Genomic DNA, 22,928 nt, shown 5'->3' with positions numbered 1-22,928 from the left:
TCACCCCAGCGCCTCCAGCTGCGCCAGGAACCACCGCCGGGGCGGCACCGCGGTCCCCGCCGCGGCCAGCCGCTTCGTCCGCTCCGCCCGCTCCCCGTCCTCCATGGACAGCGCCGAGTGCAACGCGGCAGCCGTCCCCGTCACGTCGTACGGGTTCACGACCAGCGCGTCCTCGCCGAGCTCCGCACACGCCCCCGCCTCCCGCGACAGCACCAGCACGCACCCCGCGTCCGAGACCACCGGCACCTCCTTCGCGACGAGGTTCATGCCGTCCCGGATGGGGTTCACCAGGGCGACGTCCGCGAGCCGGTACGCGGCCAGCGAGCGAGCGAAGTCGTCCTGGACGTGCAGCACGACCGGGGTCCAACTCGCCGTCCCGTACGCCGAGTTGATGCCGTCGGCCACCCGCGCGACCTCCGCGGTGTAGTCCCGGTACACCGCGAGGTCCTGCCGCGACGGATACGCGAACGCGACGTGCACGACCCGCTCCCGCCACTCGGGGCGGGTGTCGAGCAGGTGCCGGTACGCGTGCAGCCCCCGCACGATGTTCTTGGACAGCTCGGTGCGGTCGACCCGCACGATCGTCCTGCGGCCCGCCCCGATCTGCTCGCGCAGCGCGGCCATCCGCTCCGCCACGTCCGCCTCGTGCGCGCGCCGCCGCAGGAAGTCGCCGTCCGCGCCCAGCGGGTACACCGCGATGTCCGTCTCGTGCGGCGCCCGGCCGGGCAGGCTGTGCCGGAACCAGTGACGCCCCTCGCCGGACGGGACGAACGCCTGCGTCTCGGCCGGGAGCGTGGCCGTCACCGCGTCCATGAACGCGCCCGCCCACCGCCAGGTGAGGAACCCCAGCCGGTCCGCGCCGAGCATCCCCCGCACCAACTGCCCCGCGATGTCGTCCGGCAGCATCCGGAAGTAGTCCACCGGCGCCCACGGCGTGTGCGAGAAGTGCCCGATCCGCAGGTCGGGGCGGAGTTCGCGGAGCATCCCCGGCACCAGCGCCAGGTGGTAGTCCTGCACCAGGACGCGCGCCCCGCCCCCGGCCTCCGCCGCCAATGCCTCGGCGAACGCCCGGTTGTACGCCTCGTACGAAGCCCACTGCCGCCGGAACTCCGCGTCGAAGACCGGCTCCAGCGGTGTCTGGTACAGCATGTGGTGGACGAACCACAGCACCGAGTTCGCGATGCCGTTGTACGCCTGGGCGAAGACCTCCGGATCGATGTCCAGCATCCGGACGCCGTGTTCACCCACGCCCCGCCGGACCGCCTCGCGGTCGCCGTCCCCGAGCGCCGCGCACACCCACAGCGACTCCACGTCGTCGCCGATCGCGCTGAGCCCGGAGACGAGCCCGCCCCCGCCCCGCTTGGACTCCAGCGAGCCGTCCTCCTTCAGGACGTACGAAACGGGGCCGCGATTGGACGCGACGAGTACCTGGACCTTGGGGGTGGTGTGCGCGGAGACCATGAGCGGAACCTAGCCCGCCCCGCAATCGCCCAAACACGCGTACGCCCGGCCCGGGGGGCGGGATCCGGCCGTCCTTCCGGCCCCTACGCGGCGCGGTGGAGCGGGTACTCCTCGATGTCCCGCATCGGCGGCCGCTCCTCGGTGTCCACGGCGTAGGTGCGCGGTACGAAGCCGTGCTCGCCCCGCTCGAACTGGGTCAGCTCGGGGCGTACGAGATGGCCCCGGGACAGCCGGAGCTGGGCGGTGCGGTAGATCGCGGCGGCCATCCGGCCGAGCGCCTGCCCGTCCTGGTGGCGGTGCTTGCGCACACCGACGTCGACCTGGGCCAGCGCGTCGAGGCCCACCGTGTGCAGCGCGTCGACCAGCAGGGCGAGCTCCACTCCGTACCCGACGGGGAACGGCAGCCGCTCCAGGAGCGAGCGCCTGGCCGCGTACTCGCCGCCCAACGGCTGGACGAATCCGGCCAGTTGGGGCCAGTGGAGGTTGAGCAGCGGGCGCGCCACCAGCTCGGTGACCCGGCCGCCCTGGCCCGCGGCCTCGCCGAGCGGGCGGTCGTACATCGCCTTGACGAAGTCCACGTCCGGGTCGGTGAGGAGCGGCCCGACGATCCCCGACACGAACACCGGGTCGAAGTCCTTCAGGTCGGCGTCGACGAAGCACACGATGTCGCCGCTGGTCACGAGCAGCGAGCGCCACAGCACCTCGCCCTTGCCGGGCAGCGCCGGTATCCGCGGCAGGATCGCGTCCCGGTGCACGACACGCGCGCCGGCCGCCGCCGCGACCTCGGCGGTGCGGTCGGTGGAGCCGGAGTCGATGACCACCAGCTCGTCCACCAGGCGCGTCCCGCCGGTCATCAGCGTGTCCCGGATCGCGGTCACGATGGCGCCGACCGTGGCCTCCTCGTCAAGTGCGGGCAGGACGACGCTGACGGTGGCTCCGCCCTTGTGCTTCGCGGCCATGATCCGGTCCAGCGGCCGCTCGGCCGCGGACCAGGAACGCCTGCTCAGCCAGCGTTCCACCTCTTCCAGCACGGTCCCCGGCCTCCTTGTGTGATCCATCTCGCGGTTCGGACGGCTGTCTCAACCGTCCAGGGCTTCGGTTACAGTCTTGAGCAACGCGGATGACCGTCGCATGTCGGGGGTCGTCACCACGCTGACAATCGAATACCGCTCATCCAGAGGGGCAGAGGGAAACGGCCCGTTGAAGCCCCGGCAACCCTCCAGTCGGTTCTCGCCAGTCATGCGCGAGGCCCCCGGCTAGGGAAGGTGCCAAATCCGTCTCATGGCGAGGTTCGCCATGAGGAAGATGAGGAGAAAGGGCCTCCCCTCCATGTCTGCACAGACTGTTGAAAGCCGCACCTCTGTCGATCTCGGTCCGGCGTCCGGGCTTTCCTGCCGCGAGTGCGGCCAGCGTTTCGAACTCGGCCCGATCTTCGCCTGCGAGCTGTGTTTCGGACCGCTCGAAGTGGCTTATGACCTGCCGCTCGGCGACCCCGAGGCGCTGCGCAAGCGGATCGAGGCCGGCCCCGAGAACATCTGGCGCTACGCCCCGCTGCTGCCCGTCCCCGCCGACGTCGCCGACAAGCCGAACCTGAACCCCGGCTTCACCAAGCTCGTCAAGGCCGACAACCTGGCGCGCGAGCTGGGCGTCGAGCCCGGCAGGCTGTTCGTCAAGGACGACTCCGGCAACCCGACGCACTCCTTCAAGGACCGCGTCGTCGCCCAGGCCCTGGAGGCCGCCCGCGCCTTCGGCTTCACCACGCTCTCCTGCTCCTCCACCGGAAACCTCGCGGGCGCGGTCGGCGCCGCCGCCGCGCGGGCCGGATTCCGCTCCTGCGTGTTCATCCCGCACGACCTGGAGCAGGGCAAGGTCGTCATGGCCGCGGTGTACGGCGGCGAGCTCGTCGGCATCGAGGGCAACTACGACGACGTGAACCGCTTCTGCTCGGAGCTCATCGGCGACCCGCTCGGCGAGGGCTGGGGCTTCGTCAACGTCAACCTGCGCCCGTACTACGGCGAGGGTTCCAAGACGCTGGCGTACGAGATCTGCGAGCAGCTCGGCTGGCGGCTGCCCGACCAGCTGGTCATCCCGATCGCCTCCGGCTCCCAACTCACCAAGATCGACAAGGGACTTCAGGAGCTCATCAAGCTCGGCCTGGTCGAGGACAAGCCGTACAAGATCTTCGGCGCGCAGGCCGAGGGCTGCTCCCCGGTGTCGACCGCCTTCAAGGCCGGCCACGACGTGGTACGCCCGCAGAAGCCCGACACCATCGCCAAGTCCCTGGCGATCGGCAACCCGGCGGACGGCCCGTACGTCCTGGACATCGCCCGCCGCACCGGCGGCGCGGTGGAGGATGTCAATGACGAGCAGATCGTCGACGCCATCAAGCTGCTGGCCCGCACCGAGGGCATCTTCGCGGAGACGGCGGGCGGGGTGACGGTCGGCGTCACCCGGAAGCTGATCGAGGCCGGTCTGCTCGACCCTTCGCTCACCACGGTCGTTCTCAACACGGGTGACGGCCTCAAGACCCTCGACGCGGTGGCCCCGACCACCGGCCCGACGGCGACGATCCGCCCGAGCCTGGACGCGTTCCGCGCCGCGGGCCTCGCCCACTGAGCCACTGCCGAACGACTAGGAGTACCGACCATGAGCGTGAACGTCCGCATCCCCACGATTCTCCGCACCTACACCGGCGGTCGGGCCGAGGTCGCCGCCGAGGGCGCGACCCTCGCCGAGGTCATCGCCGACCTGGAGAAGAACCACACCGGGATCGCCGCGCGCGTCCTGGACGACCAGGGCAAGCTGCGCCGCTTCGTCAACGTGTACGTCAACGACGACGACGTGCGCTTCGAGCAGGGCCTTGAGACGGCCACGCCCGAGGGCGCCGGAGTCTCGATCATCCCGGCCGTCGCCGGAGGCTGATCCGCCGCGCGGTTTCCCCGAATTGCCCTCTCCGCACGAGAAGCGGAGGGGGCAATTCTGCATGGTTGAGCGCGGTACAGTTGGGAAAGCCCCCTCGCCGTGTGTGCCAAGTGCATATGAGAACGCGACAACATGGGGTCAAAGTGTGCGAGCCATTTGCTCCTTAAGTGCACTTTGCCCGGCCCGACTTGCCCCGGAATGTTGAATTCATGGCATTCCGCGCCCCGAGTGTGCCCGGAATTCTCGTCCGATTGACCTGTTGCAGAGGGCAGTTGGGCAGATACATTCAGCCGCGGTCGACGCGTTCCGGCGCACACCCTCTCCTGTCGGAGGGTGGAGGTCTGACCCGGGTCCGCGAAGTGCGGTCCCGTGCAAGGGCCAGTAATAGGGGAGTTAGGCATGGCTCAGGGCACCGTCAAGTGGTTCAACGCGGAGAAGGGGTACGGCTTCATCGCGGTCGACGGTGGTGCGGATGTTTTCGTCCACTACAGCGCGATCCAGATGGACGGCTACCGCACCCTTGAAGAAGGTCAGCGAGTCGAGTTCGAGATCTCGCAGGGCCAGAAGGGTCCGCAGGCGGACATGGTCAAGCTCGCCGTCTGATCTCGGCGCGATCGACCACCGACGCACTCACGCATGAAGGGGGCTCCCGAAAGGGTGGCCCCCTTCACGCGTTCCTCCGTCCCCCCGGTGGCGGGCCCCGGTGGCCACTGGGGCTCCGCCCCAGACCCCGTTCGCGCCTGAACGGCGCTCGTCCTCAATCGCCGGACGGGCTTGGGATGTCTGCACAGGGCGCCGGACAGTGCCCCTTGGGGGCGCGGGGAACTGCGCGAGCAACCACGCACGGTCCGCAGCCGTATTACCGGGAAGCCCCTCCGGCGTTTGAGGAGCCGGGGTGTGGGGGGCGGAGCCCCCGCCGGTGCCGGGCGCGCCGCCAAGGGGGCGTAGTGGAGGGCCCCGGTTCAAGAGACTCGCTTGCACTCGCAGGGGTCGAGTGCTAATCATTGGCGTTAGCACTCTCCCAGTGAGAGTGACAGAACTTGGATCGGGTCAGTGAGGCCCGCAGGCCGGGTGGGGCAAGGAACCACAAGGGCTGCAGGCCGTCCGTCGCGGGCACCGGCGCGGTCCACGAAGAACGCCACCCCTGTCCGGGAGGACCACTTCACATGGCCAAGATCATCGCGTTCGACGAGGAGGCACGGCGCGGTCTCGAGCGCGGGATGAACCAGCTCGCCGACGCCGTCAAGGTCACCCTTGGCCCCAAGGGCCGCAACGTCGTCCTCGAGAAGAAGTGGGGCGCCCCCACGATCACCAACGATGGTGTTTCCATCGCCAAGGAGATCGAGCTCGAGGACCCGTTTGAGAAGATCGGCGCCGAGCTGGTCAAGGAAGTCGCCAAGAAGACGGACGACGTCGCCGGTGACGGTACGACCACCGCGACCGTCCTGGCCCAGGCCCTGGTGCGCGAGGGTCTGCGCAACGTGGCCGCCGGCGCCAACCCGATGGCCCTGAAGCGCGGCATCGAGAAGGCCGTCGAGGCCGTCTCCGCTGCTCTGCTTGAGCAGGCCAAGGACGTGGAGACCAAGGAGCAGATCGCCTCCACCGCCTCCATCTCCGCCGCCGACACCCAGATCGGCGAGCTCATCGCCGAGGCGATGGACAAGGTCGGCAAGGAAGGCGTCATCACCGTCGAGGAGTCGCAGACCTTCGGTCTTGAGCTTGAGCTCACCGAGGGCATGCGCTTCGACAAGGGCTACATCTCGGCGTACTTCGCGACCGACATGGAGCGCATGGAGGCGGCCCTGGATGACCCGTACATCCTGATCGTCAACTCCAAGATCTCCTCGGTGAAGGACCTGCTCCCGCTCCTGGAGAAGGTCATGCAGTCGGGCAAGCCGCTGCTGATCATCGCCGAGGACGTCGAGGGCGAGGCGCTGTCGACCCTGGTCGTCAACAAGATCCGCGGCACCTTCAAGTCCGTCGCCGTCAAGGCCCCGGGCTTCGGCGACCGCCGCAAGGCCATGCTCGGTGACATCGCCATCCTCACGGGCGGCACGGTCATCTCCGAGGAGGTCGGCCTCAAGCTGGAGAACGCCGGTCTCGACCTGCTCGGCCGCGCCCGCAAGGTCGTCATCACCAAGGACGAGACGACGATCGTCGACGGTGCCGGTGACAGCGAGCAGGTCCAGGGCCGCGTCAACCAGATCCGCGCCGAGATCGAGAACAGCGACTCGGACTACGACCGCGAGAAGCTGCAGGAGCGCCTGGCGAAGCTCGCCGGCGGTGTTGCGGTCATCAAGGCCGGTGCCGCGACCGAGGTCGAGCTCAAGGAGCGCAAGCACCGCATCGAGGACGCCGTTCGCAACGCGAAGGCGGCCGTCGAGGAGGGCATCGTCGCCGGTGGTGGCGTGGCCCTGCTCCAGGCCTCCGCGGTCTTCGAGAAGCTGGACCTGGAGGGTGACGAGGCGACCGGCGCCAACGCCGTGCGCCTGGCCCTGGAGGCCCCGCTGAAGCAGATCGCCGTCAACGGTGGTCTTGAGGGCGGCGTCGTCGTGGAGAAGGTGCGCAACCTGGCCGTCGGCCACGGTCTGAACGCCGCCACGGGCGAGTACGTCGACATGATCGCCGAGGGCATCATCGACCCGGCGAAGGTCACGCGCTCCGCGCTGCAGAACGCCGCCTCCATCGCGGCGCTCTTCCTCACCACCGAGGCCGTCATCGCCGACAAGCCGGAGAAGGCCTCCGCGGCCGCTCCGGGCGGCATGCCGGGCGGTGACATGGACTTCTGATCCCCCACACGAGGGATCGGTAGTTCATCAAGCGGTACGAAGCTGTACGCCGAGGGCGGTATCCCCAGCAAGGGGATGCCGCCCTTCGGCTTTTCAGTACCCAGGGGGTACTGAAAAGCCGAAGGGCGATACGGGTGCTGGCTTCATGGCGGGAGACCTTCGGACCCGGTTACGTTGGTGATCAACGGCGGCATCCCGAACCGCCCCAACTGGCACCCACCCGGGGGACTTTCATGACCACCACACAGCTGCGTCTCCGCTCGCTCGCGGCCGTGACCGTCACCGCGCTCGCGGTCGGCGCGCTGGGCGCGTGCGACACGCTGAACGACACGCTGAACGACAAGGTGTTCAAGGACGACAGCACGGTCTCGCAGAAGATCACCTCGGTACGCATCGACACCGAGTCCGGGGGCGTACGGCTCCGGGGCAAGAAGCGCCTCGCCAAGGTGTCCCTGCACCGTGAGGTCTCGTACCGCGGTACGAAGCCGGAGGGCTCGACGTACCGCGTGGAGAACGGCGTTCTGGTGCTCGGCGACTGCGGCTCCCAGTGCTCGGTGGACTACACGGTCGACGTCCCGGCCGGGATCCCGGTGACCGGCTCGGCCCACTCGGGCGCGATGAAGCTGTCGGCGGTGGGCGAGGTGAAGGTGTCCAGCAGCAACGGGGAGATCATCGTGGACGGTGCGAGCGGACCGGTCGACGTCCACACCACCAACGGCGCGATCAAGGCCGGCGGCCTGAAGGGCGCGGGCATCACGGCGCAGACCTCCAACGGCTCGATCTCCATCACCCCGGCCGTCGCGCAGGACGTCCGGGCGAAGACGTCCAACGGCAGCATCAGCGTCACCGCCCCGGCCGGCCCGTACCGCGTCTCCGCGCAGACCAGCAAGGGCAACAAGAACATCGGCATCGCGGACAGCCCGTCCGCCGCCCACCACCTGGACCTGACCACCAGCAACGGCGCGATCACGCTGAAGTCCACCAAGTAGCCCCAGCGGCCCGGGACTTGCGCCCCGAGCCCCCTCGGTCCCTCAGGCCCGTACGCCCGCGACGAACGCCGACCAGGCGCCGGCGGGGAACACGAGCACGGGCCCGTCCGGGTTCTTCGAATCCCGGACGGGTATGAAGTCGAGCTGGTCGTCGGCCACTTCGAGGCAGTCGCCGCCGTCGCCCCCGCTGTAGGTGGACTTGCGCCAGCGGGCCATTTCGAGGCAGTCGCCTCCGCTGGCGTCGCTGTAGCTGGACTTGTGCCAGGTGGCATTGCTCAGGTCGTACTCAGGGCTGATCCTCATGGGCGTAATCCTCCGCCACTGATTTGATCAGGGCCAGGGATTGTTGAGGTGACAGTGCGCTGGCCCCGAGTAGATCGTAGGTCAGTTCGTGGCGGGCGACTGTGGCGGGATCGTCTTGAAGCCGTCCGGTGCCCAAGCCTTGAAGGTAGGCGAGCGGAGGCGCGTCCTCGAAGCTCATCAACTTGAGGGAGCCGTTCAGAGCTGCATGTGCCCCCGCTCCGAACTCAAGTACCTGGACGATGATCCGGTGTCGGAAGCCGAGGGCGGCGATGTGGGCCAGGGCTTCGGCCATCACTGCGGGGCCGCCGACCTCCCTCCTCAGTACGGCCTCGTCAATTACTGCCCACAACAGGGGGGTTGTTGGATCATCGAGGATCTGCGCGCGCTCCAGCCGAGCCGCCACCAGCTCATCGATGACCGCCTCCGGGGCGGTGGGCTGGTAGGCGCGGAACACGGCCCGCGCGTACGCCTCGGTCTGAAGCAAGCCCGGGATGAGAAGAGGGGCGTACTCCCGGATCGTGGTGGCGACGGCTTCGGCCTCCGCCGCTTCGGCGAAGTGGTCGGGGTACTTGGACTTGGCGGCGGCGACGCAGTTGCGGGCGAAGAAGCTCTCGGTGCCCAGGATCTGGTCGATCTGGCGGGCGTATTCGAGGTGCATGCGGCGGGTGCCGGATTCGAGTTGGCCGATGAAGGATCCGGAGACGAAGAGGGGCTGGCCGAGTTCGTCCTGGGTGAGGCCGGATCTCTCGCGGGCGAAGCGGAGTTCGGCGCCGAGGAGGGCGCGGGGAGAGGAGGATGGGTCGAGGTTCTTGGGGCCTGACATGGGCAACTCCCTCAGGAACAGGCGGGGTTGTTGGGTTGCCGTCGGTAGTCAGGCTAGCGGGAGTTCGCCACGCTGGGTGAGGAAAGTAGAACACTCGGTGTGCGGGAGGACAAGAGAGATGGCGCTGACGGCTATGGAGCGGGTCCGAGCGGTGGAGGAGGCCGTGGAGCAGCTGCGGGAGGGTCTGGCGCGGGCCGGGGTGGTGCTGCCGTCGTTGCGGATCGACCCGCTGACGTGCGCGGGGGAGGTGCTGTTCCCGCTCGTGGACCTGGGGCGCTGCAACCTGGACATGGCGCTGCGGCTGGTGGCGGTGCTGGGGACGACGTGAGGGGGTGCCGGAGCTGAATCGGAGGGGGAGGTTGCCGTGGTCCGGCGCCCGATTGCTGCACTGCTCACACGATCGTGGGAGGCTGAGGAATGTGGGCGCCGGGCCTGATGAGTGCCGGTACGTTCACGTCGTGTGAGGCCGAGATCGGGAGGTCCGCGGTGACCGCTGAAGTGCTGGAGGGCGGCTCCCAGTGGGGACGCCTGCTTAAGGCCTGGCAGGACATGGACGTGCCCGACGGTTGGCGGGCCGAAATCGACGAGGGCCGGATCATCGTGGTTCCACCCCCCAGCAGCGGCCACAACCTCATTGCCGACCTGGTGTCGCAGTGGCTGTACCGGTGCCTGCCCGACGGTTACGGGCTCTATCAGACACTCGGTGTGCACATTGCGAGCCTGGGCAAGCTGTACGTTCCCGATCTGGTCGTCTTCGAGCGGGCGGAGCTGGCGCAGCGGGCTGCCGATGCGGGTGAGGACCCGCTGCCCGTCGACGGCGCCGACACGCTGCTGGTGGTGGAGATCGCCTCGAAGAGCAATGCGAAGGACGACCGGACCAAGAAGCTGTGGGCATATGCCCATGCGCCGGTCCCCGCGTATCTGCTCATCGATCGGTTCGACGCACGAGGGCCCATGGCGACGCTGTTCACGGAGCCGGAGGGCGGGGTGTACAAGCGCGACGATCCGGTGCCGTTCGGCAGGGCCGTCGCCTTCCCCGAACCGTTCTTCTCGGCGCTCGATACGGCGGCATTCCCGCGCTGAGCTGCTTCAGCCCGAGTTCTGGGGCGATGGTGCCCGTGCCGATTCCGGCGTGCGGTGGTCAGGGCGCTCTTCGCGGTGGCGGTGTCCGTGCGCCGCATGGTGCTCCGCTCGGCTACGCGACGGCCGTCGCGAGGGCGGAACGGGGTGCGCGGCCGAGGAGTTGGCGCAGCTCGTCTCCGGTTCGGGACATGAATCCGGCGGCGATCGCGGAGTAGGTGCCGACCAGCATCGGTACCTGGAACGGCTCGGCGCCGGAGGCGGCGAGGCGGGCGCGGGCCTGGGCGAGTGTCTGCGGTTCGTACGCGACGTGCGGGCCGTGCGCCTTCGCCAGGTCCGCGCCGCCGACGGTTTCCTCGCCGACGAGTTCGTAGACGCGTCCCGCGTGCGCAGATGCCGTCAGCGCCACGCGCACCGCGGCGTCCGCCAGGTCCGCGCGTGCGACAGCGGCCAGCCGCCCCTCGCCGAGCGGGGCGGTGATCCGCCCGTCCGGCGACGGTGCCGCGAGCCAGGCCAGCAGCTCCGCGTAGAGGCCGTTGCGCAGGATGGTCCACTCCATGCTGCTCCGCTCAAGCCGCTGCTCGGTCCAGCGGTGCGGCAGGGCGTATGGCAGGTGGTCGCCATCGGCGGTCAGGCTCGTATAGACGACATGGCCCACCCCCGCCTTCTCCGCGGCGTCGATCGCGGCGCCGTGCCGGGTGATGACGGCGTCGTCCTCTCCATAACCCGCGGAGATCATCAGCAGCACATCCACCCCCGCGAAGCCCGTCGCGAGGGTGTCCGGGACGTCGAAGTCGATGTGGCGGACCGGCAGCGGGGCCCGCGTCTGCTCCGGATCGCGCGTGCCGAGGACGACGTCATCGCGCCCAGACAGCCGCTCTGCGACCAGCGTGCCCAAGGCGCCTGCGGCGCCGGTGACCAGGAGCATCAGGATCTCCGCATTCAGATAGGTGTCAGATAGGTGACAGACGGGTTCGGGGAGGTTCGGGGCGGTTCAGATAGGTTCTCTTCGGTAACCAGGAACATCCTGCGGGTCCGCGGCAGCGGGCGTAAGGAGGCACTTTGATGTCAGTGGGGCACACGGAGGTAACCGCCGCCCCCGTGGTCAGCTGCGGGGACGAGCACCAGGACTGCGGGATCCGCGACGTACTCGACCGGATCGGCGACAAGTGGTCGGTTCTGGTCGTGGTCGAACTCGCCCAGGGCGTACGCCGGTTCCGGCAGTTGCAGCGTGCCGTCCCGGGGATCTCGCAGCGGATGCTGACACTCACGGTGCGCCGTCTGGAACGGGACGGGCTGGTGGCCCGGACCGTGTACCCGACGGTTCCCCCGCAGGTCGAGTACGAGCTCACCGCGATGGGCCACAGCCTCACGCATCTGGTGAAAGCCCTCGCCGACTGGTCGGCGGAGCACCGTGACTCCATCGCGCGGGCCCGCCAGGAATGGGATGCCGGACACCCCGACTCCGAAATCCGCTGACCGGGGTCGCTAAACCGCCGTCGGCTGCTCGGTCCGGGAGGTCGGGGAGGGCGGGGCCGTCGGCTCCGGGGTGTTCAGGTCCGCCAGCGTCTGGCGAGTGAAGCCGAAGCAGTACGTGGCCGCGAACCCCACCGCGTAGCCCACAAGGAGTCCGCCCGCGTAGATCGCGATCGTCGTGCCCAGGCCGTGGTTGCCCTGGAGGAGGGGGAACAGGGCCCAGCCGGAGGGGCCGATCGCCGTGGAGCCCACCTTGTCGCCCAGCATCGAGAACAGGCCCACGAACGCCCCGCCCGCCGCGCCGCCCGCGCACGCGGTGATGAACGGGCGGCCGAGCGGGAGCGAGACGCCGTAGATCAGCGGTTCGCCCACGCCCAGGAGGCCTGCGGGGAGCGCCGACTTGATGGTGGCTCGGAGGGACTCGTTCCGCTTCGCCCGTACGTACACCGCCACCGCGCACCCCACCTGGCCCGCGCCCGCCATCGCCAGGACGGGGAGCAGCACCGTGTAGCCCTGCTGCTCGATGAGCGTCGTGTGGATCGGGATCAGCGCCTGGTGCAGGCCCAGCATGACGAGCGGGAGGAACAGGCCGCCCAGGACCAGGCCCGCGAACGCGCCGGTGTTGTCCAGGAGCCAGTTCGCGCCGTGCCCGATGCCCGTCGAGACCTCGCCCGCCAGGAACATCAGGCCGTACAGCGTGACCAGGCCCGAGACCAGCACCGTCAGCGTCGGAGTCACCAGTACGTCCAGGGACTCGGGGACCCAGCGGCGGCACCACTTCTCGACGTACACCGCGAGGACCGCCGCGCCCAGCGCGCCCAGTACTCCGCCCTGGCCGGGGGAGAGCGGCTGGCCGAAGGCGTCGATCTTCGCCACGCCGGGGAAGACGATGATCGCGGCGACCGCGCCGCCCAGGACCGGTGTGCCGCCGAACTCCTTCGCCGTGTTGAAGCCGACGAACACCGCGATCAGTGCCATGAAGCCCGATGCGACGGCCGACAGCGCCGGGGTCACGCCGGTCAGCCAACCCAGGTTCACCAGCAGGCCGCCCAGGCCCGCGATGATGCCGCAGCCGATCAGCGCCGGGATCAGCGGGACGAAGATGTTCGCGATGCGGCGGAGGAGCAGTTTGACGGGCGTTGCGTTCCTCGCCTTCCGCGCCGCCCTCAGTTCGGCGCCCTTCGCCGCCAACTCCTCTGCTGTGGACGGGTGTTGGGGCCGTCCCTCCGCCATCAGCGCCTCGAACTCCGGGGCCACCCGGGCGACCGTGCCCGGACCGAGCACGATCTGATACGTGTCGTCCTCCACGACGCCCATCACCGCCGGCACCGCCTTCAACGCCTCGTCCTGGACCAGGGCGCGGTCCTTGAGGCCGAGGCGGAGGCGGGTCATGCAGTGGGCGATCGAGTCGATGTTCCCGGCACCGCCGACGAGCGGGAGGATCGCGGCGGCGGTGACGCGGTTCTTGTTCTCTGGTGCCATGGCGCTGGTGCCTTGCTGTGCGGTAACGACGAGCCGTGCGGTAACGGCGAGCCGTGCGGAACGACGAGTTGTGCGGTGCTTCCGGCGTGAGCGGGTCGTGCCGGATTCAGTGGGGCGTACGGGCCGCGTCCAGCGCTGTGCGCAAGTGGCCGCCCGTCTCGTTCAGCAGGCGCGCCGCCGTCGAGCCCCCGACCCCGCCCAGGATGACCAGGATCGCGTTCTTCACCTCGCCGTCCGTGGCGGCGAGCGCGGCCTCGATCTCCGTGTCGTCCGCGCCGGTCGCCAGTGCCACGATGCGGCGGGAGCGGGCGCGCAGCTTCGCGTTGGAGGCCCGTACGTCGACCATCAGGTTTCCGTAGGTCTTGCCGAGCCGGATCATGGTGATCGTCGAGATCATGTTGAGGACGAGCTTCTGGGCCGTGCCGGACTTCAACCTCGTTGATCCGGTGAGCAGTTCGGGGCCCACCACGATCTCGATGCCGTGTTCGGCGGCCGCCGCAAGCGCGCTGCCCGCGTTGCAGGACAGGCCGATGGTGAGCGCCCCGAGCGAACGGGCGTGCTCGACCGCGCCGATCGCGTACGGGGTGCGGCCCGAGGCGGAGATGCCGACCACGGTGTCGAGGCCGGTCAGCCGCAGCGCGTCCAGGTCCTCGGCCGCCAACTGCTGTGAGTCCTCGGCGCCTTCGACGGCCTTGACCAGCGCGGACGGGCCGCCCGCGATCAGCCCGACGACCTCGGAGGGGTCGGTGTTGAACGTCGGCGGGCACTCGCTCGCGTCGAGGACGCCGAGCCGCCCGGCCGTGCCGGCGCCCGCGTAGACGAGCCGGCCGCCGCGCGCCATCCGCGCGGCCGTGGCGTCGATGGCGGCCGCGATGGCCGGGAGCCGCTCCGCCACGGCGGCGGGGACGGTGGCGTCCTCGCCGTTCATGATCCGCGCGATCTCGGCGGTCGGCAGCTGGTCGATCTCCGCGAGCTCGGGCCGGAACGCCTCGGTGGTGAGGGTGGCCAGCTGGGCGCGGAGCTCGGCGTAGTCCTGGATGGTCATGGTGACGGCGGCTCTTTCTCGTGTTCTCGTGAACCCGTGCGTACGGCTTCACATCTTTTTGCGGCTGGTCAACGGGCCTGTCTGGTACGGGGGTTGTGCCGGTGGGCCAGGGCCTCGTACGAGGCGGCGAGGGCCGGGGCCGCCGTTTCGTAGGTGCGCTGTGCGACGCCGATGAACAGGCAGTCCACGACGAGGAGTTGACTCGTCCGGGACGACATCGCGGCCGGGCGCAGTTCGCTCTCGCGGGCCGTGGAGGTGGTCAGGACGTGGTCGGCGTACTGCGATATCGGACCGTCGGGGCGGCCGGTGATCGCGATCGTGGTGGCGCCGTGGTCGAAGGCGACCCGCAGCGGCTCGATGACGTCGCCGGTGGACCCGGAGTGGGTGATCGCGACCGCCGCGTCGCCGGAGCGGAGCTGCACGGCGTTGGTGACGGCGAGGTGCGGGTCGGTGTGGGCGTGCGCGATGAGGCCGATGCGCAGCAGCTTCTGCGCGAGGTCCTGGCCGACCAGCGAGGAGGCGCCCACCCCGTAGACGTCGATGCGCCGGGCGGCCGCCAACGCGGCGACTGCGGCGCCGAGTTGGACGGTGTCGAGGGCGGCCGCGGTGTCGGCGAGGGTCTGCTGCTCGTCGTAGGCGAGCTTGGCGACCACGTCCGCGATCGGGTCGTCGACGGCTATGTCGGCGGTGACCGCGGGGGCCCGGCCCGACTGCTGCTGGGCGGCGAGCCCGGCGAGCGCGAGGCGCAGGTCCCGGTAGCCGGGGTAGCCGAGGAGGCGGGCGGTGCGCACCACGGTGGCCTCGCTGGTGCCGGTGAGCTCGGCGAGGCCGGTGACCGTGAGGGCCGCGCAGCCGGCCGGGTCGCCGGCCACGGCTTCGGCGACCCGCTGCATGGAGCGGGTCATGGACGGCGCGAGCGTGCGCACCTTGGCGGCGAGGGCCGCCGGCGCGGGCGGGGCGCCGCCGCTGAAACTTTCCTTCACGTCATTGGTCACTCTTGAAAGATATTTTCGGGACGTTCTCCGGTCAACCCCCTTCGGTCCCTCCGGCGCCGGGCCCTTGGTCCCGTTGGGCCGTGGTGCCGGTGGGGTGACAATGGGGTGCATGGACGACGTACAGCCCCTGGAGCAAGCACTGCACGCGGCCCGCGCCCTGGTCCTGGCGGATCTGGCGGCGCGCGACGTGGCGCACGCTGATGTCGTCTCGCTGGTCGAGGACGCGGTGACGCACCGGCGCTGGTGGGTCGAGCAGTGGCCCGAGGGCACGGAGTACGTCGCGGGCCTCGTCGCCCAGGACGTACAGGACGCGCTCCTTGAGCGGTACGGCCGCTGGCCGCTGTGCCCGGTGTGCGACGCGGGCGATCCGCACGCGCTCGACGTGGAACCGGAGCTCGGGCCCGACCCGCACTGGGTGTGCGGCAAGGCGGGCGTCGTGGTCGCCCCGGTCGGCGGACTCGGCGGATGACGCTCTACATAGACCCGCCGACCTGGCCGGGCCACGGCCGCCTGTGGTCGCACCTGGTCAGCGACGTCTCGTACGAGGAACTGCACACCTTCGCGGCGTCCATCGGGTGCCCGCCGCGCGCCTTCGAGCGCGACCACTACGACGTGCCGTCGCAGCACTACGCGGAGGCGGTGCGGGCAGGGGCGGTGGAGATCGGCTCGAAGGAGCTCGTACGCCGTCTCACGGCGGCGGGGCTGCGCAGGCCGAAGGGGCGGCCCGCCTGAGCCGGTCCGTCCGGCCGGGCCGGATCACGCGCCGGCCGGAACTTTCACCGGTTCGGCTGCGGCCCGTAGCCAGACGACTGCGGATCGGCTAACTTCCTTGCCAGTAGTCGTGGTTCCGAAGTCTCAGCGCCCGCGGTTTACGCCGTGGGCGTCCTGCTGTGCAGCAATGTCCGAGGACCAGGGCGATCACCTACCCAGGGGCACTGACAAGCCAGTGCCCCGCGATCCTCGACAGGGGAAACAGATGGCTACCGGCACCGTGAAGTGGTTCAACGCCGAAAAGGGCTTCGGTTTCATCGCGCAGGACGGCGGCGGCCCCGACGTCTTCGTGCACTACTCCGCGATCAACACCACGGGCTTCCGCGAGCTCCAGGAGAACCAGCAGGTCTCCTTCGACGTCACGCAGGGCCCGAAGGGTCCGCAGGCCGAGAACGTCACCCCGGCCTGACCTGACGAACACCCAGGCGCCCCGCACCCCTTCAAGGGTGCGGGGCGCCTTTGCCGTGTCCCGCTCGTATCCGCTGCTGTCCCCGCTAGACGTGCACGCGCGGTTCGGCAGGCACCTGGTCGGTGGAGCGGGCGACCACGCGGGAGGGGGAGTTGTGCAGCCGCAGGGAGACGGTGACCAGGGCGATGGCGAGGACCGTCATCGCGGCGCCCGCCCAGGCGGTGGCGGCGAAGCCGAGGTTCGCGCTGATCACGAGGCCGCCGAGCCAGGGGCCCGCGGTGTTGCCCAGGTTGAAGGACGAGGTCGTCGTCGCGCCGGCCAGCGTCGGGGCGGCGCCGCCGACGTTGAACATGCGGGCGTTGAGCGCGGGCGCCGTGTAGAACGCCGAGCAGCCGATCAGGAACGACAGCGTGATCGCGACGGCGGGCGTCGAGGCGAACAGGGCGAGCGCGACCAGGAACACCGTCGAGGCCGTGATGCCGCTGAGCAGCACGCCGAAGAGGTGCGCGTCGGCGACCCGGCCGCCGATCGTCGTACCGACCAGCGCGCCCACGCCGAACAGGCCGAGGACGGCCGGGACCCAGCCCGGGTCCAGGTGCGCGACATCCGTGAGGAGCGGCTTGAGGTAGCTGAACGCACAGAACACGCCACCCGCCGCGAGCGCGGTGATGGCGACCGAGAGCAGCACCTGCGGGTCGCGGTAGATCCGCAGCTCGCGGCTGAGCTGGGGCTTCTCGGCGGGGAGCGGGATGCGCGGGATGCGGGTCGCGATGCCGGCCAGCGCGATCGCGGAGGCCGCGCCGACCGCCCAGAACGCCGAACGCCAGCCCAGGCTGTCACCGAGCACCGCGCCCAGCGGCACGCCGAGTACGTTCGCGATCGATAGGCCGCCGATCATGACGGCCATCGCGCGGGCCCGCGCGTTCACCGGGACCATCGCGATGGCGACCGCCGCGCCGACCGCCCAGAACCCGGCGCAGGCCAGCGCGGACACGACCCGCGAGGTGAAGAGAAGGGCGTAGTTCGGGGCCAGCGCACCGGCGACCTGGCCCAGGCCGAAGACCGAGATCAGCGCGATCAGGGTGGTGCGGGGCGGCAGGCGCAGCGTGGCCACCGCGAGCAGCGGGGCGCCGACCACCATGCCGATCGCGAAGGCCGAGATCAGCAGGCCCGCCTGCGGAATCGACACGTGCATGTCGTCCGCGATGGACGGAAGCAGCCCGGTGAGCATGAACTCACTCGTGCCGAGCGCGAAGACGGACAGGCCGAGGATGTAGACGGCCAGCGGCATGCGCGAGGAGGGGGTGGCTGCGGGGGCGTCGGGCGCGGGTATGGCGTCGGCGGGCATATCGGGTGCCAACGCCATGGCTGATTCTGCTATTCCCGCCGGGTCTCGGAGGTGCTCTGTTCGAAGAGGTGCTGTGCCTCTCGGCCCGCGATCGGGCGCGGGGTGTCGCCGATGCGCCGGAAGCCCGCCCGTTCCAGGACGCGCTGCGAGGCGATGTTGTCCGCGTCCGTGGTGGCGTACACCGTCTCGACGTCGGGCTGGGCCAGCGCCCAGGCGGTCAGCGCCCTGAGGGACTCGGTCGCGTAGCCCTGGCCGCGGGCGGAGTCCGCGAGGTCGTAGCCGACCTCGACGCGGCCGTCCTCCGGCGGGCCGTGGAAGCCGATGCCGCCGATGGCGCGGTTGTCCTCGGTACGGATCACGACGTACGCGCCCCAGCCGGTCAGGTGCCGGCCGGCCGCCATGCCCGCCAGCATCTTCCCGGCGGCGAAACGGCTGCCCTCGTGCGGCCCGCCGGGCGCCCACTCCCAGCCGCCGGAGCCGCCGGACTGGAGCTCGGCCGCCGATGCGCGGGTCAGTTCGTGGAGGGCGACGCGGTCGGCCTGGACTGTCACGGGCACGCGGGGTACCTGCTTTCCGGAGGGAGCGGGGCGAGCGGTGGGCTCGGGCCGATTATGCGGTGAGCAGGGCCAGTTCCGCCCCGAGATTCGCGCGGGCGGCCGCCTCCCACTCGCGTTCTCCGTACGGGGTGCGGAACAGCCTTGGCAGCGCGAGGAGTTGGCGCAGCACGTCCGCCCGGCCCGCCCGGAACGCCGGGTCCGGCACGAAGGCGTACTCCTCGCGTACGGCGGCGGTGTACGCGGCGTACGCGTCGGGGGCGGCGGCCAGGATCGCGAGGTCGGCGTCGCACAGGACCGCGCCGTTGGCGTCGCCGTCGGCGGGGGCGTGGGTGACGGTGAGGCGTACCAGGCGGGCGACCTCGGCGGTGGCCTGCGCGCTCAGACCGGCCTCGGGCAGGGCGCGTTCGGCGAGCCGGGCCGAGCGCTCCTCGTTCTCGGACCGGTCCGGGAGGTAGACGGCGTCGTGGAACCAGGCGGCGAGACGGACGAGGTCCGGGTCGTCCGCGTACCGCTCCAGTACGTCGATGCGGTCGAGGACGGCGGTGAGGTGGGCGGTGTCGTGGTAGCGGCGCTGGGGTTCGGCCCAGCGGGCCAGGAGGTTCTCGCCGTACGGGTCCGGGTCCGGGCCGCCGTCGCGGGCGGGGCGGGCTCCGAGCAGTGCGGATCGCCAACGGGCGCGGAGGGGATTGTTGTGCGGCATGCGGTGAGCGTAGCGGGGGTGGTTCGGGGGATTCCGCGGTGCGCGTCGGCCGCGGGGCGGGTGGGGTGCGCCTCTCCCGCCCGCCCGCCCGCCCGTTCGGCCGGGTCGGGAGGCTGGGCCGCCTGTGGGGGGTTGCCCGCCGTTGGCGGCCGGCCGCTCGTGCGTGGGCGCCCGCCTCTGGCGGGCCTCTTTCCCACCCCGCCCGTTCTGCCCGCTCGGATGGCTGGGCACCCGTGAGCGGTGCTCGCCGGTGGCGGCTGCGGGCCGATGGCCGCCAATGGCGGGCGACCATCCACCGGTGGCCCAGCCTTCCCATCCGGCCGAACGGGTGGGCGGGTGGGAGAGGGGGGCCCGCCGCAGGTGGGGGCTGGGGCGGGGCGGGGGTGGTGGTAGGGGTGGTCAGTTGTTCGCGATGGGCTGGAAGCCTCGGAGGCGGAGGGAGTTGGCTACCACGAAGACCGACGAGAAGGCCATCGCCGCGCCCGCGATCATGGGGTTCAGGAGGCCCGCCGCCGCCAGCGGCAGGGCGGCCACGTTGTAGGCGAAGGCCCAGAACAGGTTCGACTTGATGGTGCCGAGGGTCTTGCGCGCGAGGCGGATCGCATCCGCCGCCGCCCGCAGGTCGCCCCGTACCAGCGTGAGGTCGCCCGCCTCGATCGCGGCATCCGTACCCGTACCCATCGCCAGGCCCAGGTCGGCCTGCGCCAGGGCGGCCGCGTCGTTCACGCCGTCGCCGACCATGGCGACCGAACGGCCCTGCGCCTGAAGGGACTTGACCACGTCGACCTTGTCCTGCGGCATGACCTCGGCGTAGATCTGCTCGATGCCCACCTCGGCCGCGACCGCCTCCGCGACCGCCCTGTTGTCGCCGGTCAGCAGGATCGGGGTGAGGCCGAGTGCGCGCAGGCGCCTGATGGCCTCGGGGCTGGTCTCCTTGACCGCGTCGGCCACTTCGAGGACCGCGCGGGCCTCGCCGTCCCAGGCGACCGCGATGGCGGTGCGTCCCGCCGCCTCGGCCTTCGCCTTCGCCTCCTTCAAGGCGGGGGTCAGTTCCATCGCCCACTCTTCCAGCAGCTTCTCGCGGCCGACCAGGACCGCGTGCCCGTCCACGATGCCCTGCACGCCGAGCCCGGCGATGTTCGCGAAGTCCTCGGGGGCCGGCAGCGTACCGACCCTGGCCGCGGCCCCGTCGGCGACGGCGCGGGCGACGGGGTGCTCCGAGGAGTGCTCCAACGCGCCGGCCAGGCGCAGGACTTCGGCCTCGTCCGCAGTGCCTGCGGTGTGCACGGCGAGCAGGGTCATCCGGCCGGTCGTGACCGTGCCCGTCTTGTCCAGGACGATCGTGTCGACCTTGCGGGTGGTCTCCAGGACCTCCGGGCCCTTGATCAGGATGCCGAGCTGGGCGCCCCGGCCCGTACCGACCATGAGGGCGGTCGGGGTGGCCAGGCCCAGGGCGCACGGGCAGGCGATGATCAGTACGGCGACGGCGGCGGTGAAGGCGGCGGTGATGCCCGAACCGTTCCAGAGCCAGAAGCCGAGGGTGGCGAGCGCGAGGCCGATCACGACCGGTACGAAGACCGCCGAGATCCTGTCGGCGAGCCGCTGGGCGGCGGCCTTGCCGTTCTGGGCGTCCTCGACGAGCCTGGCCATCCGGGCCAGTTGGGTGTCGGCGCCCACGCGGGAGGCCTCGACCACCAGGCGCCCGCCCGCGTTGAGGGTGGCGCCGGTGACGGAGTCGCCGGGGGCCACCTCGACGGGTACGGACTCACCCGTGAGCATCGACGCGTCGACCGCGCTGCTGCCCTCCACCACGGTCCCGTCGGTGGCGATCTTCTCGCCCGGCCGGACCAGGAAGCGGTCGCCGACCTTCAACTCGGCGGTGGGGACGGTGACTTCGCCGCCGCCGGGGCGTACGACCGTCACGTCCTTGGCGCCCAGTTCGAGCAGCGCCTTCAGGGCCGCGCCCGCCTTCCGCTTCGAGCGGGCCTCGAAGTAGCGCCCCGCGAGGATGAACGCGGTGACTCCGGCGGCGGCCTCCAGGTAGATGTTGCCCGCGCCGTCCGAGCGGCCGATGGTCAGCTCGAAGGGGTGGGTCATGCCCGGCATCCCGGCCGTGCCGAAGAACAGGGCCCACACCGACCACAGGAACGCGGCCGACGTGCCGACCGAGATCAGTGTGTCCATGGTCGCCGCGCCGTGCCTGGCGTTGGTCCAGGCGGCCTTGTGGAAGGGCCAGGCGGCGTACGTCACGACCGGCGCGGTCAGGGTGAGCGAGAGCCACTGCCAGTACTCGAACTGGAGGGCCGGGGCCATCGACATCGCGATGACCGGCACGGCGAGGGCGACCGCCGTCAGCAATCGCCGGCGCAACGGCCGCAGTTCGTCGGCGGGCTCGGCACCGCCGCCGTCGGATCCGGATCCGGATGCGGACCGCGGGGGCGCGGGCTCCTCGGCGGTGTAGCCGGTCGCCTCGACGGTGGCGATCAGGTCGGCGACGGACACGTCCTCGCGGAAGGTGACCTTCGCCTTCTCGGTGGCGTAGTTGACGGTGGCCTCGACCCCGTCCATGCGGTTGAGCTTCTTCTCGATCCGGGCCGCGCACGAGGCGCAGGTCATGCCGCCGATGGCGAGTTCGACGTCGGCGGCGCCGGGCGTGGTGGTGGTCATGGCTGCTGCTCCTCGTAGGACGGTTCCCCGAGCTTATACCCCCTGGGGGTATTGCCCAACCCCATGTATACCCCCGGGGTGTATTGGATGCAAGGGTTGCCCCGGCCTTGGCTTTGTACCCCCTGGGGGTATGTCGACCGGAGCTGGGCGTACGGGCCGGCACGGCGGACAGGTCCGAACGGCCGCGTTTACCGTCCACGTGGGCGGGCATTCCGCGGCGTAGGGTAGTCAATGGACTAGACCTATTGGGCCGAGCTGGGCCCGGGTGACGGAGGAATGGGGTCAGATGAGCAACCGTGCACTGCTTGAGGTGATCGCGCTCGACGCGCAGGACGCCGTCGCGGCCCAGGCCGGCGGGGCGGACCGCCTTGAGCTGGTCACCGACATGGCGGCCGACGGGCTGACCCCGCCCCTGGAGACCTTCGCGGCGATCCGGGCCGCGGTCGGCATCCCGCTGCGCGTGATGCTGCGGTCGGCGGACGGGTTCGCGGCGGGTGACGTCGACGCGCTGGTACGGGATGCCGAGGCGCTGCGGGCCGAGGGCGCGGACGAATTCGTGCTGGGCTTCCTCGACGAGACCGGGGGCCCCGACATGGTGGCGGTACGCGCGCTCGCCTCCGCGCTGTCCGGGTGCCGCTGGACCTTCCACCGGGCCATCGACCGGGCCTCCTCCCGCGACGCCCTCCGCAAGGAACTGGCCGGGCTGCCCGGCCTCGACACGTATCTGACGGCGGGATCGGCGCTGGGCGTGGACGACGGGCTGCCCGTCCTGCTGGCGGAGGCGGGGCTGCGCGGCGAGCCGGGCTACGAGCCGCGGATTCTGGTGGGGGGCGGGCTGCGGCTCTCGCACCTGCCGGTGTTGCGGGCCGCGGGTATTGACGCGGTCCACATCGGCGGGGCGTCTCGGCCTCGCGGGTGGGGGGCGCCCGTTGACGCGGGGGCTGTCGCGGAGTGGCGCGCGGCGCTTGACGCGTAGCGGGGGTGGGGGGGGGGTGTTTTCCCCCCCCCCCCCCCGGTGGGGGGGGGGGTTTGGGGGGGGGGCGGGGGGGGGGGGGGGGGGGGGGGCGGGGGGGGGGGGGGGGGGGCGGGCGCGGGCCCGGGGGGGGGGGGC

At 70.9% G+C, this 22,928-nt stretch carries 24 protein-coding genes and 1 riboswitch; of the genes, 12 read left to right on the top strand and 12 right to left on the bottom strand.

Annotated elements, in window-relative coordinates; genetic code table 11:
* Together ACIQ8J_RS24655 and ACIQ8J_RS24650 are read right to left on the bottom strand one after the other, a co-directional pair.
* Positions 1 to 1,461, bottom strand: coding sequence for a trehalose-6-phosphate synthase (locus ACIQ8J_RS24655; protein ID WP_403274529.1), 1,461 nt, complete (start codon positions 1,459 to 1,461; stop codon positions 1 to 3).
* Positions 1,462 to 1,544: 83 nt separating this feature from the next.
* Positions 1,545 to 2,492, bottom strand: coding sequence for a glucosyl-3-phosphoglycerate synthase (locus tag ACIQ8J_RS24650; protein ID WP_403274531.1), 948 nt, complete (start codon positions 2,490 to 2,492; stop codon positions 1,545 to 1,547).
* 136 nt (positions 2,493 to 2,628) lie between these two features.
* Positions 2,629 to 2,773: riboswitch (SAM riboswitch) on the top strand.
* 17 nt (positions 2,774 to 2,790) lie between these two features.
* Between ACIQ8J_RS24650 and thrC the strand changes: the two genes are divergently transcribed.
* The 5 genes from thrC (at position 2,791) to ACIQ8J_RS24625 (ending at position 8,161) form a co-directional block, all read left to right on the top strand.
* Complete coding sequence (thrC, locus tag ACIQ8J_RS24645; RefSeq protein ID WP_403274532.1) at positions 2,791 to 4,077, top strand: threonine synthase; 1,287 nt, start codon at positions 2,791 to 2,793, stop codon at positions 4,075 to 4,077.
* A gap of 30 nt (positions 4,078 to 4,107) precedes the next feature.
* The gene (locus ACIQ8J_RS24640; protein WP_385098672.1) at positions 4,108 to 4,383 is read left to right on the top strand and encodes a MoaD/ThiS family protein; all 276 of its coding nucleotides are present in this window, start codon (positions 4,108 to 4,110) and stop codon (positions 4,381 to 4,383) included.
* Positions 4,384 to 4,782: 399 nt separating this feature from the next.
* Complete coding sequence (locus ACIQ8J_RS24635; RefSeq protein ID WP_005315736.1) at positions 4,783 to 4,986, top strand: cold-shock protein; 204 nt, start codon at positions 4,783 to 4,785, stop codon at positions 4,984 to 4,986.
* A 563-nt stretch (positions 4,987 to 5,549) separates the two neighbouring features.
* Positions 5,550 to 7,172 carry a chaperonin GroEL gene (groL, locus tag ACIQ8J_RS24630; RefSeq protein ID WP_403274533.1) on the top strand — a complete coding sequence of 541 codons (1,623 nt, stop codon included), beginning with the start codon at positions 5,550 to 5,552 and terminating at the stop codon, positions 7,170 to 7,172.
* Positions 7,173 to 7,405: 233 nt separating this feature from the next.
* Positions 7,406 to 8,161 carry a DUF4097 family beta strand repeat-containing protein gene (locus tag ACIQ8J_RS24625; protein ID WP_403274534.1) on the top strand — a complete coding sequence of 252 codons (756 nt, stop codon included), beginning with the start codon at positions 7,406 to 7,408 and terminating at the stop codon, positions 8,159 to 8,161.
* Between the two features lie 42 nt (positions 8,162 to 8,203).
* On the opposite strand, the gene ACIQ8J_RS24620 is transcribed toward ACIQ8J_RS24625, so the two are convergent.
* The gene (locus ACIQ8J_RS24620; RefSeq protein ID WP_403274535.1) at positions 8,204 to 8,464 is read right to left on the bottom strand and encodes a DUF397 domain-containing protein; all 261 of its coding nucleotides are present in this window, start codon (positions 8,462 to 8,464) and stop codon (positions 8,204 to 8,206) included.
* A complete protein-coding gene (locus ACIQ8J_RS24615; RefSeq protein WP_403274537.1) occupies positions 8,448 to 9,287 on the bottom strand; it encodes a Scr1 family TA system antitoxin-like transcriptional regulator in 840 nt (279 codons plus the stop codon). Before ACIQ8J_RS24615 ends, ACIQ8J_RS24620 begins: the two co-directional genes overlap by 17 nt.
* 118 nt (positions 9,288 to 9,405) lie before the next feature.
* Between ACIQ8J_RS24615 and ACIQ8J_RS24610 the strand changes: the two genes are divergently transcribed.
* On the top strand, positions 9,406 to 9,615 hold the full coding sequence (locus ACIQ8J_RS24610) for a hypothetical protein (RefSeq protein ID WP_403274539.1): 210 nt from the start codon (positions 9,406 to 9,408) through the stop codon (positions 9,613 to 9,615).
* A gap of 158 nt (positions 9,616 to 9,773) precedes the next feature.
* Positions 9,774 to 10,370 (top strand): Uma2 family endonuclease, encoded by a 597-nt coding sequence (locus ACIQ8J_RS24605; protein ID WP_403274541.1) that lies wholly within the window; start codon positions 9,774 to 9,776, stop codon positions 10,368 to 10,370.
* Positions 10,371 to 10,482: 112 nt separating this feature from the next.
* Here the strand turns inward: ACIQ8J_RS24605 and ACIQ8J_RS24600 are convergent, their stop codons facing one another.
* Positions 10,483 to 11,295 (bottom strand): NAD(P)H-binding protein, encoded by an 813-nt coding sequence (locus tag ACIQ8J_RS24600; RefSeq protein ID WP_403274542.1) that lies wholly within the window; start codon positions 11,293 to 11,295, stop codon positions 10,483 to 10,485.
* Between the two features lie 137 nt (positions 11,296 to 11,432).
* On the opposite strand from ACIQ8J_RS24600, the gene ACIQ8J_RS24595 reads away from it, so the two are divergent.
* Positions 11,433 to 11,846 (top strand): winged helix-turn-helix transcriptional regulator, encoded by a 414-nt coding sequence (locus tag ACIQ8J_RS24595; protein WP_403274543.1) that lies wholly within the window; start codon positions 11,433 to 11,435, stop codon positions 11,844 to 11,846.
* A 9-nt stretch (positions 11,847 to 11,855) separates the two neighbouring features.
* Here the strand turns inward: ACIQ8J_RS24595 and ACIQ8J_RS24590 are convergent, their stop codons facing one another.
* The 3 genes from ACIQ8J_RS24590 to ACIQ8J_RS24580 all read right to left on the bottom strand — a co-directional run bounded on the left by ACIQ8J_RS24590 (position 11,856) and on the right by ACIQ8J_RS24580 (position 15,365).
* Positions 11,856 to 13,325, bottom strand: a complete 1,470-nt coding sequence (locus tag ACIQ8J_RS24590; RefSeq protein ID WP_403274544.1) for a PTS transporter subunit EIIC — start codon at positions 13,323 to 13,325, stop codon at positions 11,856 to 11,858.
* Positions 13,326 to 13,431: 106 nt separating this feature from the next.
* Positions 13,432 to 14,370, bottom strand: a complete 939-nt coding sequence (murQ, locus tag ACIQ8J_RS24585; protein ID WP_403274546.1) for an N-acetylmuramic acid 6-phosphate etherase — start codon at positions 14,368 to 14,370, stop codon at positions 13,432 to 13,434.
* Positions 14,371 to 14,438: 68 nt separating this feature from the next.
* On the bottom strand, positions 14,439 to 15,365 hold the full coding sequence (locus tag ACIQ8J_RS24580) for a MurR/RpiR family transcriptional regulator (protein ID WP_403274548.1): 927 nt from the start codon (positions 15,363 to 15,365) through the stop codon (positions 14,439 to 14,441).
* Positions 15,366 to 15,474: 109 nt separating this feature from the next.
* Between ACIQ8J_RS24580 and ACIQ8J_RS24575 the strand changes: the two genes are divergently transcribed.
* The 3 genes from ACIQ8J_RS24575 to ACIQ8J_RS24565 all read left to right on the top strand — a co-directional run bounded on the left by ACIQ8J_RS24575 (position 15,475) and on the right by ACIQ8J_RS24565 (position 16,545).
* Positions 15,475 to 15,834, top strand: coding sequence for a hypothetical protein (locus ACIQ8J_RS24575; protein WP_053724152.1), 360 nt, complete (start codon positions 15,475 to 15,477; stop codon positions 15,832 to 15,834).
* Positions 15,831 to 16,097 (top strand): DUF4031 domain-containing protein, encoded by a 267-nt coding sequence (locus ACIQ8J_RS24570; RefSeq protein WP_403274550.1) that lies wholly within the window; start codon positions 15,831 to 15,833, stop codon positions 16,095 to 16,097. The genes ACIQ8J_RS24575 and ACIQ8J_RS24570 overlap by 4 nt, the downstream gene beginning before the upstream one ends.
* Positions 16,098 to 16,341: 244 nt before the next feature.
* Positions 16,342 to 16,545: a cold-shock protein gene (locus ACIQ8J_RS24565; protein WP_403274551.1), complete on the top strand. Its 204-nt coding sequence runs from the start codon at positions 16,342 to 16,344 to the stop codon at positions 16,543 to 16,545.
* Positions 16,546 to 16,630: 85 nt separating this feature from the next.
* Here ACIQ8J_RS24565 and ACIQ8J_RS24560 read toward each other — a convergent pair whose 3' ends face one another.
* From ACIQ8J_RS24560 to ACIQ8J_RS24545, 4 genes are all read right to left on the bottom strand, one after another.
* Positions 16,631 to 17,836, bottom strand: a complete 1,206-nt coding sequence (locus tag ACIQ8J_RS24560) for a Cmx/CmrA family chloramphenicol efflux MFS transporter (protein ID WP_403274567.1) — start codon at positions 17,834 to 17,836, stop codon at positions 16,631 to 16,633.
* A gap of 86 nt (positions 17,837 to 17,922) precedes the next feature.
* The gene (locus ACIQ8J_RS24555; protein ID WP_403274552.1) at positions 17,923 to 18,450 is read right to left on the bottom strand and encodes a GNAT family N-acetyltransferase; all 528 of its coding nucleotides are present in this window, start codon (positions 18,448 to 18,450) and stop codon (positions 17,923 to 17,925) included.
* A gap of 52 nt (positions 18,451 to 18,502) precedes the next feature.
* Positions 18,503 to 19,150, bottom strand: coding sequence for a hypothetical protein (locus tag ACIQ8J_RS24550; RefSeq protein WP_403274553.1), 648 nt, complete (start codon positions 19,148 to 19,150; stop codon positions 18,503 to 18,505).
* A gap of 399 nt (positions 19,151 to 19,549) precedes the next feature.
* The gene (locus tag ACIQ8J_RS24545; RefSeq protein WP_403274554.1) at positions 19,550 to 21,817 is read right to left on the bottom strand and encodes a heavy metal translocating P-type ATPase; all 2,268 of its coding nucleotides are present in this window, start codon (positions 21,815 to 21,817) and stop codon (positions 19,550 to 19,552) included.
* A 286-nt stretch (positions 21,818 to 22,103) separates the two neighbouring features.
* Between ACIQ8J_RS24545 and ACIQ8J_RS24540 the strand changes: the two genes are divergently transcribed.
* Complete coding sequence (locus tag ACIQ8J_RS24540; RefSeq protein ID WP_403274556.1) at positions 22,104 to 22,793, top strand: copper homeostasis protein CutC; 690 nt, start codon at positions 22,104 to 22,106, stop codon at positions 22,791 to 22,793.
* Positions 22,794 to 22,928 lie beyond the last annotated feature (135 nt).

Origin of the sequence: Streptomyces sp. NPDC094147 (assembly GCF_044764265.1) — a bacterium.
Lineage (GTDB): Bacteria > Actinomycetota > Actinomycetes > Streptomycetales > Streptomycetaceae > Streptomyces.
This window is presented reverse-complemented; position numbering and strand designations above follow the sequence as displayed.

Coding starts and splice junctions, on each gene's coding strand:
- ACIQ8J_RS24595 (WP_403274543.1), top strand. CDS start 11,433: ATGTCAGTGGGGCACACGGAGGTAACCGCCGCCCCCGTGGTCAGCTGC.
- ACIQ8J_RS24655 (WP_403274529.1), bottom strand. CDS start 1,461: ATGGTCTCCGCGCACACCACCCCCAAGGTCCAGGTACTCGTCGCGTCC.
- ACIQ8J_RS24590 (WP_403274544.1), bottom strand. CDS start 13,325: ATGGCACCAGAGAACAAGAACCGCGTCACCGCCGCCGCGATCCTCCCG.
- murQ (WP_403274546.1), bottom strand. CDS start 14,370: ATGACCATCCAGGACTACGCCGAGCTCCGCGCCCAGCTGGCCACCCTC.
- ACIQ8J_RS24620 (WP_403274535.1), bottom strand. CDS start 8,464: ATGAGGATCAGCCCTGAGTACGACCTGAGCAATGCCACCTGGCACAAG.
- thrC (WP_403274532.1), top strand. CDS start 2,791: ATGTCTGCACAGACTGTTGAAAGCCGCACCTCTGTCGATCTCGGTCCG.
- ACIQ8J_RS24560 (WP_403274567.1), bottom strand. CDS start 17,836: ATGCCGCTGGCCGTCTACATCCTCGGCCTGTCCGTCTTCGCGCTCGGC.
- ACIQ8J_RS24635 (WP_005315736.1), top strand. CDS start 4,783: ATGGCTCAGGGCACCGTCAAGTGGTTCAACGCGGAGAAGGGGTACGGC.
- ACIQ8J_RS24550 (WP_403274553.1), bottom strand. CDS start 19,150: ATGCCGCACAACAATCCCCTCCGCGCCCGTTGGCGATCCGCACTGCTC.
- ACIQ8J_RS24640 (WP_385098672.1), top strand. CDS start 4,108: ATGAGCGTGAACGTCCGCATCCCCACGATTCTCCGCACCTACACCGGC.
- ACIQ8J_RS24540 (WP_403274556.1), top strand. CDS start 22,104: ATGAGCAACCGTGCACTGCTTGAGGTGATCGCGCTCGACGCGCAGGAC.
- ACIQ8J_RS24575 (WP_053724152.1), top strand. CDS start 15,475: ATGGACGACGTACAGCCCCTGGAGCAAGCACTGCACGCGGCCCGCGCC.
- ACIQ8J_RS24600 (WP_403274542.1), bottom strand. CDS start 11,295: ATGCTCCTGGTCACCGGCGCCGCAGGCGCCTTGGGCACGCTGGTCGCA.
- ACIQ8J_RS24610 (WP_403274539.1), top strand. CDS start 9,406: ATGGCGCTGACGGCTATGGAGCGGGTCCGAGCGGTGGAGGAGGCCGTG.
- ACIQ8J_RS24615 (WP_403274537.1), bottom strand. CDS start 9,287: ATGTCAGGCCCCAAGAACCTCGACCCATCCTCCTCTCCCCGCGCCCTC.
- groL (WP_403274533.1), top strand. CDS start 5,550: ATGGCCAAGATCATCGCGTTCGACGAGGAGGCACGGCGCGGTCTCGAG.
- ACIQ8J_RS24545 (WP_403274554.1), bottom strand. CDS start 21,817: ATGACCACCACCACGCCCGGCGCCGCCGACGTCGAACTCGCCATCGGC.
- ACIQ8J_RS24565 (WP_403274551.1), top strand. CDS start 16,342: ATGGCTACCGGCACCGTGAAGTGGTTCAACGCCGAAAAGGGCTTCGGT.
- ACIQ8J_RS24625 (WP_403274534.1), top strand. CDS start 7,406: ATGACCACCACACAGCTGCGTCTCCGCTCGCTCGCGGCCGTGACCGTC.
- ACIQ8J_RS24570 (WP_403274550.1), top strand. CDS start 15,831: ATGACGCTCTACATAGACCCGCCGACCTGGCCGGGCCACGGCCGCCTG.